This window comes from Paenibacillus sp. JJ1722 (assembly GCF_048282685.1).
GTDB classification, from domain to species: domain Bacteria; phylum Bacillota; class Bacilli; order Paenibacillales; family Paenibacillaceae; genus Paenibacillus; species Paenibacillus polymyxa_B.
On the sequence record NZ_CP182500.1, the window covers coordinates 2,901,698 to 2,917,998 of the forward strand.

The window sequence follows — 16,301 nt, forward strand, 5'->3', positions numbered from 1 at the left end:
TTACCAAACTTTAATATAATTTTTACCTTTTTTCAAAAGTGTAATCGGCCCTATTGGAGACTTTTCTACTCTCTGCATATCCAACAAATCAGTATCCAGGATCACTTCACTACCATCGGGGCGCTCAAATTCAGCGTCAACGATACGTACCCGTGCTAATGTTGCTGTTGAATGTACTTCACCTAGAAAAACATCGAAATTTTCCGGTAATTCACAGGAAAGATAAACTTCTTCTCCCTTATCAACTATTCTGAAGTTTGGATGAAAGCTTTTGTCAACTATCTTATCTTTTTCTCTTTCAAACGGTTCTGCTCCGGCCAAATACGCATTGTTATTAATATAAACAGGTTGTTCCACCAAGTTAAATATTTCAGCGTCTCCGGGATTTTTGTGTACGTTTTCAATATACTCTTCTAAAGAAGCCGTGTGGTTTTTATAATGGGACGTTCCGACACCTTCTAATCCATCAGCTCCAATGAAAATATTATTATAAAAACGGTCATCACCGCCGTAAATGAAAGAAAAACCTGCGATTTTGGTGCTGTGGGGGAGGTGATACTGTGTAGATCGTGTCATTTCTTTCCAATGATTCATCTTACCGCAGATTAGGTTGTTTATGTAAGCTCCACCCTGTGACACATTGTCCAGAGAATATTCAGAAGCCATTATATTGTGATCAACGATATATGGCCCATGGCTTACTTCAACAAACAAATCGCGATTATTGCTATAAAATAAATTCTTACTAATCCTTGTTCCCTGTGTCTGCCAATCTGACCATAATCCTAAAGAGCAGTCATGGATACGGTTATGGTAAATCTGGACATCTATGGCTGCATGGAGCTTGATTCCTGCAATTTCGTGACCGTAGAATTCACGTTTCAGAGCAATATTATATATATGGTTGTGATGAATTTCACTAAATACACCGCCTAAGTGACCCACAATTCCATTTTGACCGCAATCATAAATCGTATTATTACGGATAATATGGGAGCCGATTTTTTCCTTGCACCAGCCATTACGTTCAGCAGAAAAGACAGATTCAAGCTGGTACTGGTATCCGGGTTTGTCTTTCCGGACGGAGCGATAATTATGCCCGGTGGAGGCTTCTTTACCAATACTGATGGCGCTGCATTTTGCATCGTGAAGGATATTGTTTTCAATAATCCAACCCTTGCTCCAATTGGCGCCAAGCAGTCCAGGCTGATCCGCTGTCGGAGGTGCCCATGGTGTTGCGGCCTGCGCCATTTCAAAGCCTCTTACTGTAATATAATCAATCCCTGTATCTTGGGGATAGAAACAAGATCTGCGAACGTTAACCTCAACAAATTCTTTGTTCGGATCAGCGCCTTGGAAATTTGCATATATGGTTGTATTATCAGAATTCACTTCTGCAAACCAGACATATTTTGTCTGTTCCTGATTATGAACAGGAACCATTTTTCTTGTCCAGTGGTCCAATACTTCTGTTGTAACCTTCGGATCGATCAGTTGTTCAAAGCGGTTGACTTCATAAAAAGACATACCGTTTAAATAAACGTCTCCTAAATGCTTGGTTTCCTCAATTGTTACGAGCCAATCTCCGGACACTTCAAGAGCATATGGGTTATAGTTACCAAAAAACTCATTCGGCAATACAACCTTCCAAACATTCCCTTCTGCATGCTGCCAACTTTGAATATGCTCAGAGCCTTTAATGATTACTTTTTCACCTTTTGCAGCTTGATAAGTAATTCTTCTCTTGGTGCTTAATCCTTTAAATTTTGGTTTTACCCATTCACGATATACCCCTCCATGGACAATAACCGTGTCTCCTGCCACAGCAGCAGAAGCTGCTTTATTGATTGTCAGAAATGGATCTTCCTGACTCCCCTGGCCGTGATCTGAACCAGTTTTTGCTACGTGATACTCCATAGTCTTATATCCTCCTTTAAATTCAATTTATTTTATTATAGGAAATAACATTTGTTAATTCTATCCAAAATATAGTACACTTTAAGACAATATTAGTGTTCTGGCAAAGGAGAGTTGTATGGTCTTATTTGAAAAACATGGAATGGAGGGGGAAGAATTCTTTCATTTTTTTCCTTTGAAGAATTATAGCTTTCCCCTTCATTTTCACCGCGCATATGAAATGATCTATGTTAATGTTGGACAGCTATATGTATCCATTGATCAAAAAGAGTATCTTTTGAAGGAAAATGATCTGGTCTTTATCTTTACAAATCAAATGCATGAATTTAAGACCATCGATTACTCTGATATTACAATCATCCTTTTTTCGCCAGAGTTGATCGGCGACTTTTTTATGAATTTAAAAGGCTTAATTCCAAATGACAGTGCATTGCATTTGGAGAGAGCTATTGATTTTAGTAGGCTGAATTCAATCTATAGCCAGAAAAGTTTTTTATATGCTGTTTGTGCTGATCTGATAAATCAGAAATCGTTTACCCTAGTTAAGCAATCACCTCAGACAAAGGTGCTCTATAAGATGCTGCTTTATGTAGAGGAAAGTTATTCTACTGATTGCACATTAAAAGACATTGCAAAACATCTGCAGTATGACTATCCTTATCTATCAAAGTTGTTTGCCCAACAAATGAACATGACCTTCACGGACTACTTAAATCATTATCGGATTTCACAGGCATGCTATTTGCTGAAAAATTCCCAGCAGGCGATTGGTGAAGTTGCAATCAAGTGTGGTTATAACAATTTAAGAACCTTTCATCGTAACTTCAAGGAAATAACCAGGAGAGCGCCTAGAGAATATCGAGCAATGGACTAAAGAAGAACGGCATAAGCATAAGGTGAATGCGTTGAGCACTTTGTTGACCTTCAGCTTAAACTAGCTGGTGATTATGTTGAAAATATAATCATTAATTCTCAACAATCTTCAGATCATAATTTACGATCCTTCTAATCCAAAGTTTTGCTAGCAATAAATTAGAAAATCCATAAACGCAGCCATCCAATTACCAAGAATTTTTCTACATGACGCACACCATTTTAAATCGGTTATGTGAACAGGTGCGGCAATCCCTTGTCATCTAAAAGCCGTGATTTACGAGGGCTTATCAGAATATCTGGTGAGTGGTTTCAAAGGGTTCGTTTCCTGTCTGGTCACAGGGTAGAAGCTCACTCGGTTGTGATGCGCTCGGCAACAAAAACGATTCGATTCGTACACAGTATACATCACACAACAAATGTTTTCGGTACGTTCGCTGTGGCAGTATTCACTTCATTCTTAAGGGTCAAGTCGCCAAAACTTAAAAATAGCAAGTCTCTTGCAACTTAGAGACTTGCTATTTTGTGTTTTCGGTTCATTAAATTTTGTGAAAAAAAATAGTTCCAAAGTTATGAATTTTCTAAAAATTTATACTTTTAACAGCCGAAGGGCACTGCGGTTGGTACGTCATGTCGGAACGAGGAGATTGATTCAAAAAAATTGGTTGGTAAACTTGAGCTTTGAGTTAATAAAAAAATGTCGGATGACAAAAGCCATGTTGCATTAGGAGCCGCCTAAATGACGGCTTTTTTGTTTTAAGAAATCAAGTTCATGCTCCGAGCCAAGGACAAGAACTTGATTATTCCATTGCCGATTAGATATCTACCTATTTAATGCTCACTATACTGACCATCCAGTTGTCGCAGGAGCAGACGACCTCATTCTGGAGCGGTTGAAGCGAGGTTCGTTGACTGTCAAATAAGAAGCCCTTAGTGAGCTTTTTTTAGACAATTCTTTAATAAATAACCCAATTTATAAATTTATACTGTGCAGCTTTGAAAAAGCTCAATAAACTTCTGAGCTGCTGAAGAAAGGGGCAAGTCTTTTTTGATAGCAATACTTAAAAACCTTTTAGGTATGATTTCTTGGATGGGCACTATGAATAGCTGTTGTTGATCCAAATCGCTGCGAACAAAATCCTCGATTACACACGATATGCCCAAACCTTTTTTAGCAAACTCAATTAACAGTTCCATGGTACTCAGTTCTATTTTAGGTATTACTTTTAAGCCATATGAAGTGAAAAAGTTGTCAATATATTTTCTGGTATTAAGTCCTTTCTGCATGAGAATGATCGGGTAATTTACTACTAGTTCTTTTAAGAATATTGGTTTATCACATATTTCTTTAAATCTCTCACCTACTACAAAACAATCTTGTATTTCTATTTTTCCAATCACCGTCAGAGAATCTCTGCTTCCGTTCAGATTGATGATTCCTATGTCAACTTCGCCTGACTCTAGCTGCTTAATTGTAGAATGAGTAGATTGATCTTTGATATAAATCTCGATATTAGGGTAAGCCAAGGAGAATGTCTCTAGGTATTGCATCAAGAAGTTACTACAAGCTGTTGTGCTTACGGCTATTCTTAGTTGGCCAGCATCTAAATTCCTTAATTCCAAAAATTTTCTTTCAGCCGCCTGTAATAACTCATAGCTTTGTTCTACATATTGATATAATATCTCTCCTTCCGCAGTAAGGGACACTCCTTGTGCCCTTCTATGGAACAACTGTCCACCTAGCTTATTTTCAAGCAGTTTTATGGACTGACTAACTGCCGATTGTGATGTAAATAGTTCCTTTGCCGCATTAGACATACTTCCAGCTTTTACTGTGATATAGAAGATCTTATAGAGTTCATAATTAATATCCATATAAGTATTTAGTATACCTCCTATACTTATTATTAATTTTACTTATTATACTGCGTGAATTATACTCGGGTTGTCAATGATTAATCGATAAATTGAGAAGGTGATCAATCTAGTATTCCCATATTTAAGATATATTATTGACTCATCTGTAGGAGATATTCAATCTTCAGAATTTGAGAGGGGATAATACTGTGAGGCGGGATTACTTTTGCAATGGACACACTTGAAACCGTTCTTTTGGTATTTTCTTTTCTCGTGGTTCTAAAATCGGATAAACGATTTATTGAAGCACTTCGTTCAATTTCAGATTGGCTAATTGATCAAAGTAAGAGAAAGGGGAAAATACATGGCTATCATATTCATAATTTTCGCATTATTGGCAGGAATGGCCTTGCCTACACAATTTAGTGTTAATGCGCAGCTAAGGACGGTGGTGGGATCACCTATTGTTGCTTCGGCCATTTCTTTTACAGTAGGTGCCATCTCATTAATAATCATATCTTTTTTTGTAAAAGGATCGTTGTTCAAAAAAGAATGGTTTGAAGCTCCCTGGTGGATGTGGACAGGAGGACTACTGGGTGCTTTCTATGTATTGGCGACAACCATTCTCATGCCCAGAATAGGAGTAGCAGCTACGGTTGGATACGTTTTAGCTGGACAAATAATCGTGTCGGTGATCATTGATCATTTTGGATTAATTGGTGCTAGTATGCACACTTTGAATATTCCTCGATTATTGGGAGCTCTTTTGGTTATTGCAGGAGTCTTTATCGTACAAAAATTTTAAATACATTTGGGGGAAACGTACATGAGCAAAATAAGAAAAGACTTTCTGTGGGGAGGGGCTATTGCTGCTAATCAAGTAGAAGGTGCACATCGCAGGGATGGAAGAGGGTTAAGTACCGCTGATATTCAGCCGTTTATTCCAGGAGCTGATCCTATTGATCTACATTTTAATAACATGGATTCAGAAACATACGAAAAATACAAACATGGGACATACTATTTCCCTAAGCGCCAAGGAGTACATTTCTACGAACGATACCGTGAGTATATCGATGCGTTAGCAGACATGCATGTAAAAACGTTGCGGTTGTCTATTTCTTGGAGCAGGATTTTTCCGAATGGAGATGATACCGCTCCAAACGAGCAGGGTTTGGCCTTCTATGATCGATTATTTGAGTACATGAAAGAAAAAAATATTGAGCCAATCGTCACGATTTTCCATTATGAAATGCCTTTAAATTTGGTTGAGCAATATGGCGGTTGGACAAACCCGAAACTGATTGATTTCTTCGTGAAGTATGGGGAAACCGTCCTGCAAAGATATCATCAAACCGTTAAATATTGGATCATTATCAATCAAATTAACCTTGTCCACAAAGAGGCATTTGCCTCCCTTGGCATACTGAAAGATAAAGTTGATCATTACGAGCAGTCTCAGTTTCAAGCGGTTCATCACCAATTCGTAGCTTCTGCAAAGATTACTGAGTTTGGCCACAAGCTAAATCCATCCCTTCAAATGGGAATGATGTTGGCCGATACGTTAACCGCCCCTTATTCATGTGAACCTGCAGATGTCGAACTGAATTTCAGACGGAATCGAATGCAATATTTCTACAGCGATGTTCTGATTCGAGGAGAGTATCCAGAATATGCATTGACGTATTTCGAAGACCATGACATCCAGCTGGAAATTACGGAATCGGAGAAAGAGTTGCTTTGGAACAATACAGCCGATTTCCTTGCAGTCTCTTATTACTGGTCAAATACTGTTAAAGCTAGTGAGAATACGATGGACCCTAATTCTACCGTCAAAAATCCCCATTTGAAAGCGAATCGCTGGGGCTGGTCTATAAATGCTTCAGGATTATATCTCTGCATGTCTAAGTATTGGGACAGGTATCATGTTCCCATGATGGTGGCTGAAAATGGTCTTGGATTTAAAGATGTTTTAACAGCGGACAATAAAGTTCATGACGATTATCGCATCGAATACCACCAGGAGCATATTGCAGCACTGAAAGAGGCAATACATGAAGGGGCAGATGTTTTTGCCTATTGTACCTGGGCACCTTTCGACATCATCAGTGCAGGTACTGCTGAAATGAGCAAAAGATATGGCTTTATTTATGTGGACTATGATGATGAAGGTAATGGAAATGGGCAATTCCATTATAAAGATAGTTTTTACTGGTATAAGCAAGTTATTGATACAAACGGCGAGGATCTTCATAGAACCACCAACGATTAGGATGAGAATCACTAAATGATGAAGGCACCCCCGGATCATTTTGTATCGTTTCAGTAGTACGGTATGTGGAAAATGGTCCGGGCATTTATAATAGGGGGGACAACTATGAGTTATCAAAAATTGGCAAAGGATATTCTGGATGGCGTAGGAGGAAAAGAGAATGTAAATGCGGTGTGGCATTGTGCCACTAGATTGAGATTTAAATTAAATGATGTGAGTACTGCAGATACCAAAAAGATTGAAAACACAGATGGGGTCATTACCGTCGTCAATAGTGCCGGACAGTATCAGGTGGTTGTTGGTAATTCCGTTGCTCAAGTCTATGATGCACTAACATCATTACCTGGAATGGCATTACATGCTTCTAGCAACAATGAAAGCGCTTCAGAAAAAAGAACTGGGAAATTTAATCCTGTCAGTCAGTTGATGGATTTTGTTTCGGCCGTATTTACGCCATTTCTGGGAGCCTTGGCTGGATCCGGAATTTTGAAAGGCATTCTAGCTTTATTTACAACAATGAACTGGATATCGACTGACAGTGGTGCGTATAAAATATGGAATGCAGCAAGTGATGCCATTTTCTATTTTTTGCCGATTTTCTTGGCATTTACTGCGGCCAAGAAGCTTAAAGTCAACCCATTCGTAGCCGTTTCGTTAGCTGGTGCACTCATTCATCCGTCTTTAGTAGAGATCGTATCCAATTCACAAACGATTGATTTCTTTGGCATACCGATCATACCAATTACGTATACGGCGTCTGTGTTTCCCATTCTGTTGTCGATTTGGGGCCTCTCTTACTTGGAACCTTTGTTGAACAAATTCTTTCCGGAATCAATTCGTAATATGCTAACCCCTCTGGTTTCTCTAGTGATTATGTTGCCTCTAACTTTGGCTGTTATCGGCCCTCTAGGCACAAAGATCAGTGACCTGTTCGCCATGGTATTGTTAGCAATCTTTGGTTTCTCCCCATTACTTGCTGGGTTGGTTTTAGGAGCGTTCCATCAGTCGATTGTCATTTTCGGAGTCCATTGGGCGCTGATTACGCTGATGATAAACAATGTCGCTAATCAAGGATACGACCAATGGTTGCCAATTGTATGTGCAGCCGTACTTTCTCAAGCAGGTGCTGCTCTAGGCGTATTTTTGAAAACCAAGGATGCCAAAATCAAAGGCCTATCGGGTTCTGCAGCAATCACAGCCATTTTTGGTATCACTGAACCGGCAATTTACGGCGTAACCCTTAAATTAAAGCGTCCATTCTACTGTGCAATGATCGCTGCTGGTATTGGAGGCGCTGTTATTGGATCGTTTGAAGTACATGCATCCACATTTACATTTCCTAGCTTGTTGGCTATTCCAACTTATTTAGGCCAAGGTTTCATTGGAGAAGTCATCGGATTGATTATTGCATTCTTTGGAGCCGTCATTTTAACTTATTTCTTCGGTGTTTCGAATAAGAGTGTGACGAATTTGAGTGATCAAGCAAATCCAAACGAGGTTGTGGTACCTGTGAATGGCCAAATTGTTCCTTTAAGCAGTGTAAGCGATGAGGTGTTTGCTTCTGAAGCGATGGGTAAAGGAGCAGGGATTGTTCCAATTAGCGGAATTGTTACAGCTCCGGTAAACGGAACGGTAAGCAGCGTGTACAAAACCGGGCATGCGATTGGCATTGTATCTGATTCCGGTATAGAACTTTTGATTCATATCGGTATTAATACTGTGAAATTAAAGGGACAACACTTTAAACCATTGGTTAAGGAAAATGATAGAATTGGCATTGATGACAAATTAGTTGAGTTTAACTTGGAGCAAATTAAGGCTGCGGGTTATGATCCTACGGTAATGGTTATTGTTACGAATTCATTTAATTATGATCAAGTGCATGTGAATCTGGAGGATCCAAATTCAAAACAGTTATTACATGTGATTCCTGCAAAACCTAGCGTTTCATCTTCAAATTTGGTTTAACACAGGACAGCATGGATTTGATCTTGGAAGTAAATTGAAAAAACGTATAACAGCCAGCTATAGCTATTATAGCTGGCTTTTTTTAGTAGATAGTTCTGTTGCTAACGAAGAAAAGGATTAAGAAATTACGAATGCTTGGGCAGTTCAGCATCTGTTCTTCCTCCAACACTCATAACGAAAAATTTTAATGCAAACGTGCTTAGTAGTCTCCCCTTCGAAAAGGTATTAGCCGAATGGTGAACAGAATGTTTCTGTAGACTGAAGATCCTTTAGTATGAATTTCAAGTGTTCTCTAGCTGATTGATTCAATGGTTGTAAGGGCAAAGGAAGACTGGGACTTGAGATCAAGCCACTTATTTCTGCTGCTGCTGAAATAACGCGAAGGCTGCCATATTGACGAAATAACGACCAAAGCGGTTCAAGTAGCGCCGAGAGTTGTTTCGCTTCTTCAGCAAAACCGGACTGGGCCAAACGGGTCATTTTTTGGCACGCCCTTGGAAACAAACCACCAAGAACTGAGTACCATACTTCACAGCCTGCATCCAAGCCAGTGACTGCGGATGAGTCTCCACTTACTCCTATAGTTACATGGGGAGGAATGGCCGTTCGCAGTTTTCTAATGCGTGCCTTGACTGCTTCAGGATCAGAAGGCACTCCAGGAATCTTGATAGAACGAACGTTAGGCAGCTCAGCAATCCGACCGTGCAACTCATCACTGAAATGAAAATGTGTAGTCCCCGGATTATCATATACGCAGAGCGGAATAGAGAGCGAGCTTGTCACCTGTTCATACAACGAATATACCTCTTCATTTGTTAATGCCTGGTAAGAAACAGGAGCTAACAGCACTGCGCTTGCTCCTGCTCTTTGTGCATCTTCCGCTAATCGAAGTACTTCAGAAGTACGAATCGCACTTATACTTGTCATCACGGGAATCCCCTCAGATGAATGGACAGCAAGTCGAAGCACACGTAAACGTTCTTCTCGATTAAGATATGCATAATTTCCAGTTGAACCCAATGCACCAATTGAGTCTACACCAGCTGCAACTAATCGTTGAATTAGTGTCACAAATGCTTTTTCGTTAATACCTGCCTCGTTAACTGGGGTGAGTGGAAAAGCAGATAATCCACAGAACATAAAGCTACACTCCTTTATTAATTGACCTTCAAAATACAAACACATTATAAAAATGAATTAGACACAATTAAAGTACCAATTGAGAGACAAATAACAGTACCAATTCTTCTAGACAAACTTAAGATCGAAACAAAGAGATATGAGCATCAAGCTTCAGTGTCAACTTGGATATTACATCTTTTAACAGATCAGGTTAATTGAGAAACATAAAAAGCATTCTATATAGAATGCTTTTTATGTTTCTCATGATTTAGTGATGTATCAGAGTGTGTTAATATGCGGTCAAGTACTTTTTCAGTAAGTGGCATAAAGTAATTGAGTATTAGCCCCCCTAAACAAACGGTTAACAAAGTTCCAATGCCAATGGGTCCATTTAAAATGACTGCTATGATCAAGAATATAAGATAGATGAGTGTTCTCGAAAAAAATAGATTTGTTCTAGTTAATTCTTGTATGATTAATGTTAATCGGTCAACTGGAATTGGTGCAAAATTTGTCTGTAAATATGTTGCAGTTCCTAATCCTACAACAACTAAACCAATTCCAAAACAAACAACTTTGCTGTACCATAGTTCAGGTGCTATCAAATTGTGTAATAAAAAAAGCCACATATCAATACCAATACCCGTTATAAATGCTGTTAACAACCCCAAAACTTCTGGTCTTTGTCTTTTCAAAAGCGAATTACAACATATCAATATTATAGCTATTATGATTTCCCAACTTCCCACAGTAAGCCCCACATTTATGGACAGTCCTACTAAAAGTGCATCAAAAGGCGAAGTCCCAAGGTCTGATTGTATAGTGAACGAAATTCCAAGGGATAATATAAAAATTCCTAATACAAAAAAAATATATTTCACTTTACTCGACCTCTTTAATATATTTTTTTGTTGCAAATGCAATAAAAATAAGGTAAATTCAATATATATCATTTTTATTGCATTTGCAATAAAATAGGTGCGAAGGAGTTAACTATGAAGGAAGTACTTCGTGAAATTGGAATGATCGCAAGGGCATTAGATTCTATAAGTAATATCGAATTTAAAGAATATGACCTTACAAAAGGGCAGTATTTGTACCTTGTGAGAATATGTGAAAACCCAGGAATCATTCAAGAAAAGTTAGCTGAGATGATAAAAGTAGATCGAACAACTGCATCTCGTGCTATAAAAAAACTTGTAATTAATGGATTTATTGAAAAGAAAGAAGATAACCATAACCAAAAAATTAAAAAACTCTATCCAACAGATAAAGGGAACAATGTTTATCCTTTTATAAAAAGAGAAAATGATTATTCCAATAACGTTGCATTAGAGGGATTTTCGGAAAGAGAAGTAGAAACCATTTTCAATCTTCTTCAAAGAGTGAGAGAAAATATAGGGGAAGACTGGGAATTTGTAAAAAAGGGGAACAAGAGAAATTATTGATTTACATGAAGGAGCGATACATTAAGTGACTGTAAAAATAATAAAGTGCAACCGTGAAGATTTACAAATACTCCAAGAAATAAGTATTGAAACATTTAATGATACTTTTAAAGATCAGAATTCACCTGAAAATATGAAAGCCTATTTGGAAAGAGCATTTAACTTTAAACAGTTGGAGGAGGAATTGTCCAACGTCTCTTCAGAAATCTTTTTCATCTATTTCAATGAAGAACTGGCTGGATATTTAAAGGTAAATATGAATGACGCCCAATCCGAAAAACTGGGTGATGAGTCGCTCGAAATTGAGAGGATTTATATAAAAAATAAATTTCAAAAACATGGGCTTGGTAAATATCTGCTAAATAAAGCTATGGAAATTGCGATGGAACATAATAAGAAGAAAATCTGGCTCGGTGTATGGGAAAAAAATGAAAACGCCATTGCTTTTTATAAGAAAATGGGGTTTGTTCAAACTGGCGCACACTCTTTTTATATGGGTGATGAAGAACAAATTGATTTCATAATGACCAAAACAATAATATAAGTTTAGGATGATATACGAATTCTTATTAATTTTATATTGTAATTTATTCACTAATATATATAATATTAACTATAACTGAATTCAAAAATGTTTTCTAGGGTTCCGCGATGTAATATCGGCTGGTCCGAGAGAAAACTCACAGTCGTCGTACTGTGCCACGGAGGGATAAAAGCCTGGGAGAAAAACTGCTGTATGCAGTATTCTCTCAGGCTTTTTTTATTGCTGCTATAAATCCATACTACATTTGCAGCATTATCAAAAAGGGGGAAGCACAGAATGAACAAGACATGGTTATCTGTTGTAATTGCGGCATTATTTGAAGTTGGATGGGTCATCGGCCTGAAACATGCCAGCGGATGGTTAGAGTGGGGGGGCACTTTAGTTGGAATTTTAGTAAGTTTCATACTCATGATTATGGCTTCCCGTACGCTTCCGGTAGGTACGGTGTATGCAGTGTTTGTCGGGTTGGGAACGGCCGGCACTGTATTGGCAGAAATTTTGTTGTTTGATGCTGAGGTACAGGGATCTAAATTGTTGCTAATCGGGGTGCTTCTGCTCGGAGTTGTAGGGCTCAAAATACAGAGCAAAGAGAAGAAACAAGGAAAAGAGGTGCACTGACGTATGAACTGGGTATTTCTAATTTTGGCAGGCGTATTTGAGATGATGGGAGTTCTTATGATTAATAAGCTCCATAAAGATCGGAATTTCCTGTCTGCTTTTTACTTGCTTGCAGGCTTTGGATTGAGCTTCTTGTTTCTATCCCTGGCCATGGAAACACTACCCATGGGAACGGCCTACGCTGTCTGGACCGGTATTGGGGCTTCTGGCGGGGCCATATTGGGCATGATCTTTTACAGTGAACCGCGTAATACCGCGAGAATTCTGTTCATTGCGATGGTACTCGGTTCAGCAGTTGGCCTAAAGCTGGTAAGCTGATTAATGATGGAATTAGACATACTGGTCATCTTAGAACAGCAGCGAACTATCTGAATGCTTATGGACTATCATTAAATTTAAAAATAGATAGAAAAGACCAGCGTGCAGACAAAGTATCGATAAGAAATTTTGTCTGCATGTTTTTTTTGCATTTGCTTACCCTTCTATACTCTGATCTTTAGGATCGCCGCGTTGTGTTTTCAGTTTTAGAAAATGAAGAGTCATTTGAAGCTTCAGACGAATATCACCATCGCTTAGATCAATCTCAAAAAGCTCACGTATCCTGTTGATTCGATAGAACAAAGTATTTCTATGAATAAAAAGTGTTTTAGCAGCAATATTTGGAGTATCCACATATTGAAGATAGGCTTCAAGGGTAGACAGCAAACTTGTTTTGTGGGCATTGTCATAAGCAATTAACTTTTGGATAACTGGATGGCAGAAGTCAGCGAGATCGTTCTGTTCCGATATGATCTTTCCAATATGCTCGCAGAGATAGTCCTCATACATATACACTGGCTTGTTAGAATGAAGTTGGAACCCAATCTCGATGGCGGTTAGGCATTGCTTATAATATTTTCGCAAAAAGGTTAAATGACTAAAGCAGTCACTCAGCGAAGCAGTTAGGCCGTTTACTTGGAGAAATTCCAGAATTCGTTTGTCTTCAGCAATGATTTTACAGGATGAATCAACGAGGGAAATGAGAAATACAATACGTCCCTGATATACGATCCAACGGCTATCCGGAAGTAATTGGATCATATGCTGTGCAACCAACTGAACTTTCCCGTCAAAAAAGCCGTTCTTCAGGTCTGTCAAGGTCATCACTCTCAGGTAAGGTGTAAGCGTCCATTCCAGATGAGCCAGTCGCATTGCGATGACATTAGCATCATTGAGCTCGCCTGTAAGCAGTTCGGAAAGCAAAAAACTATGCATCATTCCTTGATTGCAATTATAAAAGTCGTTCTTTTGCAATTCTACCGAAACCAACTCACAAAGAAATTGTACGAGTTCAAAATCAATATCTGTAAATTTACGATCCAGTTCCATAACACTGACCTGAGCGAATTCTATACCATGTACGTACACAAAAGCTGTTATCCAACAGTCGTTGGTCTCGGGATCGCGTGAATAATAAGGAGTAAGAGCCATACGGGTTAATTCGTACAGATTGGATTTCTTCATGCTCTCAATATTATTGTCAAGAATATAACCCAAATTTCGCTGCTGTTCGATATCAGGTCGGCTGGGGATGGGGGCCTGACACATAGCGAGTAACTTATAGCCTGCGTCGACAATGATTACCGGATTACCAAAGATGCGTGAGGCCTCGTTTGTCAAGTATTGCAAACCTTTGTTTGAGTAAAGTGCGGATATCAGAGTGTGCATATGCTCAATGAGCCGATTCTCATGAGCAAGTATAGATGAAATCTTTCCCGAAAGATCCAGCAGGTCCAGTCCATTTGGCAGAAGGGTAAGGCAAGTATAAGAGTCTACAAGTGCATCACAATCCTGAATGCAGAAAAGAGGAGTGTCTGTAGGAAAGTCCTTTGGCAAATCCGAAAGATTGCCTATATAAGCGGTGTCAGCCTGGAAAACGGAACTCAACCGCAGGATAGTAAATTCACTGATTTCTTTTGTTTGCATGGCCTCTTCGGGCAAGGAAAGATAACAGTCGCTAAGTTTTCTGATTATTTTTTGAATTTTCACGAGAGCAGCCTCCAAAAGCTTTTTAATCCTTGTGCAATATTACAAAATATCGTCACTATATCGGCCCTGGTTTAAATTCCAGCACATAGGATATAACGCTTTCATTATATATACTGAAATTATTACGCGCTGCAATAAATAACACTTTAATCAAAAAATGAGTAATATTGTTTAAAATCAAAACTCTGTGAGGGAATAGTTTCGGAATTATGTGAGCAAATTTATGCGAAATTAGTGGAGAAAGCTGAAACTCTCGCATGGATTTGCTTCAGGATCTATGCCTAACAAATACAAATTGCAGGAGGATATTAATGAAAATTTTAGGGATCAGTTGCGGTAGAAGGATGAGTAATTCAGAAATCCTTGTCAAGGAAGCTCTGATGGGTGCTGAAGAACTGGGTGCCGAGGTAGAGCTTATACGTCTTAATGACCTGCAAATTAAACCTTGCACCGGTTGTAATGCTTGTGTAGTCAGCCTGCTTGAAAAGTGTGGCTCAGGAGATTGTGTGATAAAGAACGATGATTATGGATTTATTGAAGAAAAAATAATGGAATGCGACGGGTTAATTGTGAGCTCAGCCATTTATGAGAAGAGTCCGAGTGGACTGTTGAAGACTCTGAATGACCGGATGGGCCCTTCCCATGACATTGCCTTCCGAATGATTGCCAAGAAGCAACGCGAAGAAAGAGGAATAACTACTGGTAAAGGCCCAGATGAAAGAAGCTTTAAGCAAAGAGTGGCTTCTCTTATAGCTGTAGGAGGGAGTGAGTGGGACACACTTGCACTGCCAATGCTCCATCTTTTCACGCTGCCGATGCAAATCAATGTTGTAGACAAAATGCTGGTCAATTGGGTTGGCTTGCCTGGATCAGTAGTCTTCAAGGAAAATGAATTGAACAGAGCTAGGCAATCTGGTCGTCATGTGGCTGAAACACTAATGAACCCGAATACGGAAGCGAAATATATTGGCGAATCTGGTTTATGTCCAATCTGTCATTCCAAACTCGTTGAAATCAGGAATCATGATGATAATTATCCTGCAATATGCGGAATTTGCGGTGTAAAGGGCACTTTGGAGGTTGAACAGGGCAAAGTTAAATTCAATGTCGCGGAAGAAGATAGAGCGCATTCTCATGTTCTAATCTCCGGGAAATTCGAGCATGCGGATGAATTATATAAAGTTTCATTAAAACCTAATTCCAAGGCTGGCGAGTTGCCTGAAAGATTAAAAAAATACAAAAACTATTTATCTTATTCCAGACCTGCTCGTAATTGATATTCCGGATAAAGTGCTTATTCTTTTTTTGAAAGGCTGAGAGCGAATTTGGCTGGTAAGATGCTTGCTGAAGTAGGCATGGTTGGAGCTGGTCTAAACGGCGTCAGTTTTTCATCTTATACACTCTTTTGGTTTATAGGACCTAAGATCATTAATGATTAATTTAGTTGTTGGGAAAACTTCAAAAAGTATCACTCTGGAATATCACTTAGTTATGTAAAGACCAGTCAGATGCAATAAGTTTCTGAACATAAATCCTTTGTTGCTGTAACTAACCGCATCACCTGGATCAATCCCTAAAAATTGACCTGACACTAATCGTTAAACTCCTTCGAAAAGATTCATCAGACTAGCTCCAATACGTGAACTAATCACCT

General features: G+C 38.8%; 14 protein-coding genes and 1 riboswitch. Of the genes, 9 read left to right on the forward strand and 5 right to left on the reverse strand.

Annotation, left to right across the window (positions count from 1 at the left end; genetic code table 11):
• Positions 1-1,917, reverse strand: a complete 1,917-nt coding sequence (locus ACM1ND_RS12825; RefSeq protein ID WP_418027868.1) for a right-handed parallel beta-helix repeat-containing protein — start codon at positions 1,915-1,917, stop codon at positions 1-3.
• Between the two features lie 118 nt (positions 1,918-2,035).
• On the opposite strand from ACM1ND_RS12825, the gene ACM1ND_RS12830 reads away from it, so the two are divergent.
• Positions 2,036-2,791: an AraC family transcriptional regulator gene (locus tag ACM1ND_RS12830; RefSeq protein ID WP_418027870.1), complete on the forward strand. Its 756-nt coding sequence runs from the start codon at positions 2,036-2,038 to the stop codon at positions 2,789-2,791.
• Positions 2,792-3,771: 980 nt separating this feature from the next.
• On the opposite strand, the gene ACM1ND_RS12835 is transcribed toward ACM1ND_RS12830, so the two are convergent.
• Positions 3,772-4,665, reverse strand: coding sequence for a LysR family transcriptional regulator (locus ACM1ND_RS12835; protein WP_023988631.1), 894 nt, complete (start codon positions 4,663-4,665; stop codon positions 3,772-3,774).
• 346 nt (positions 4,666-5,011) lie between these two features.
• Here ACM1ND_RS12835 and ACM1ND_RS12840 point away from each other — a divergent pair, with 346 nt between their 5' ends.
• The 3 genes from ACM1ND_RS12840 (at position 5,012) to ACM1ND_RS12850 (ending at position 8,887) form a co-directional block, all read left to right on the forward strand.
• A complete protein-coding gene (locus ACM1ND_RS12840) occupies positions 5,012-5,452 on the forward strand; it encodes a DMT family transporter (RefSeq protein WP_023988632.1) in 441 nt (146 codons plus the stop codon).
• Positions 5,453-5,473: 21 nt separating this feature from the next.
• Positions 5,474-6,919, forward strand: coding sequence for a glycoside hydrolase family 1 protein (locus ACM1ND_RS12845; RefSeq protein ID WP_028541273.1), 1,446 nt, complete (start codon positions 5,474-5,476; stop codon positions 6,917-6,919).
• Between the two features lie 105 nt (positions 6,920-7,024).
• Entirely contained in the window at positions 7,025-8,887 is a 1,863-nt protein-coding gene (locus ACM1ND_RS12850; protein WP_023988634.1) for a beta-glucoside-specific PTS transporter subunit IIABC, read from the forward strand.
• A gap of 225 nt (positions 8,888-9,112) precedes the next feature.
• Here the strand turns inward: ACM1ND_RS12850 and ACM1ND_RS12855 are convergent, their stop codons facing one another.
• Together ACM1ND_RS12855 and ACM1ND_RS12860 are read right to left on the reverse strand one after the other, a co-directional pair.
• Positions 9,113-10,027, reverse strand: coding sequence for a dihydrodipicolinate synthase family protein (locus ACM1ND_RS12855; RefSeq protein WP_418027873.1), 915 nt, complete (start codon positions 10,025-10,027; stop codon positions 9,113-9,115).
• A 218-nt stretch (positions 10,028-10,245) separates the two neighbouring features.
• Positions 10,246-10,890, reverse strand: coding sequence for a YczE/YyaS/YitT family protein (locus tag ACM1ND_RS12860; RefSeq protein WP_023988637.1), 645 nt, complete (start codon positions 10,888-10,890; stop codon positions 10,246-10,248).
• A gap of 114 nt (positions 10,891-11,004) precedes the next feature.
• On the opposite strand from ACM1ND_RS12860, the gene ACM1ND_RS12865 reads away from it, so the two are divergent.
• From ACM1ND_RS12865 to ACM1ND_RS12880, 4 genes are all read left to right on the forward strand, one after another.
• Positions 11,005-11,457: a MarR family winged helix-turn-helix transcriptional regulator gene (locus tag ACM1ND_RS12865; RefSeq protein ID WP_023988638.1), complete on the forward strand. Its 453-nt coding sequence runs from the start codon at positions 11,005-11,007 to the stop codon at positions 11,455-11,457.
• A 25-nt stretch (positions 11,458-11,482) separates the two neighbouring features.
• Positions 11,483-12,001 carry a GNAT family N-acetyltransferase gene (locus tag ACM1ND_RS12870; protein WP_418027875.1) on the forward strand — a complete coding sequence of 173 codons (519 nt, stop codon included), beginning with the start codon at positions 11,483-11,485 and terminating at the stop codon, positions 11,999-12,001.
• 83 nt (positions 12,002-12,084) lie between these two features.
• Positions 12,085-12,183: riboswitch (guanidine-I (ykkC/yxkD leader) on the forward strand.
• A gap of 94 nt (positions 12,184-12,277) precedes the next feature.
• Complete coding sequence (locus ACM1ND_RS12875; protein ID WP_023988640.1) at positions 12,278-12,619, forward strand: DMT family transporter; 342 nt, start codon at positions 12,278-12,280, stop codon at positions 12,617-12,619.
• A 3-nt stretch (positions 12,620-12,622) separates the two neighbouring features.
• Complete coding sequence (locus ACM1ND_RS12880; RefSeq protein ID WP_023988641.1) at positions 12,623-12,937, forward strand: DMT family transporter; 315 nt, start codon at positions 12,623-12,625, stop codon at positions 12,935-12,937.
• Positions 12,938-13,093: 156 nt separating this feature from the next.
• Here the strand turns inward: ACM1ND_RS12880 and ACM1ND_RS12885 are convergent, their stop codons facing one another.
• On the reverse strand, positions 13,094-14,647 hold the full coding sequence (locus ACM1ND_RS12885; RefSeq protein ID WP_418027877.1) for a PucR family transcriptional regulator: 1,554 nt from the start codon (positions 14,645-14,647) through the stop codon (positions 13,094-13,096).
• Between the two features lie 311 nt (positions 14,648-14,958).
• Here ACM1ND_RS12885 and ACM1ND_RS12890 point away from each other — a divergent pair, with 311 nt between their 5' ends.
• Entirely contained in the window at positions 14,959-15,924 is a 966-nt protein-coding gene (locus ACM1ND_RS12890; RefSeq protein WP_068938415.1) for a flavodoxin family protein, read from the forward strand.
• The last annotated feature ends 377 nt before the right edge of the window (positions 15,925-16,301 follow it).

Bases quoted from the DNA above. Each gene is read 5' to 3' on its own strand.
- ACM1ND_RS12825 (WP_418027868.1), bottom strand. From the start codon at position 1,917: ATGGAGTATCACGTAGCAAAAACTGGTTCAGATCACGGCCAGGGGAGT.
- ACM1ND_RS12830 (WP_418027870.1), top strand. From the start codon at position 2,036: ATGGTCTTATTTGAAAAACATGGAATGGAGGGGGAAGAATTCTTTCAT.
- ACM1ND_RS12835 (WP_023988631.1), bottom strand. From the start codon at position 4,665: ATGGATATTAATTATGAACTCTATAAGATCTTCTATATCACAGTAAAA.
- ACM1ND_RS12840 (WP_023988632.1), top strand. From the start codon at position 5,012: ATGGCTATCATATTCATAATTTTCGCATTATTGGCAGGAATGGCCTTG.
- ACM1ND_RS12845 (WP_028541273.1), top strand. From the start codon at position 5,474: ATGAGCAAAATAAGAAAAGACTTTCTGTGGGGAGGGGCTATTGCTGCT.
- ACM1ND_RS12850 (WP_023988634.1), top strand. From the start codon at position 7,025: ATGAGTTATCAAAAATTGGCAAAGGATATTCTGGATGGCGTAGGAGGA.
- ACM1ND_RS12855 (WP_418027873.1), bottom strand. From the start codon at position 10,027: ATGTTCTGTGGATTATCTGCTTTTCCACTCACCCCAGTTAACGAGGCA.
- ACM1ND_RS12865 (WP_023988638.1), top strand. From the start codon at position 11,005: ATGAAGGAAGTACTTCGTGAAATTGGAATGATCGCAAGGGCATTAGAT.
- ACM1ND_RS12875 (WP_023988640.1), top strand. From the start codon at position 12,278: ATGAACAAGACATGGTTATCTGTTGTAATTGCGGCATTATTTGAAGTT.
- ACM1ND_RS12880 (WP_023988641.1), top strand. From the start codon at position 12,623: ATGAACTGGGTATTTCTAATTTTGGCAGGCGTATTTGAGATGATGGGA.
- ACM1ND_RS12890 (WP_068938415.1), top strand. From the start codon at position 14,959: ATGAAAATTTTAGGGATCAGTTGCGGTAGAAGGATGAGTAATTCAGAA.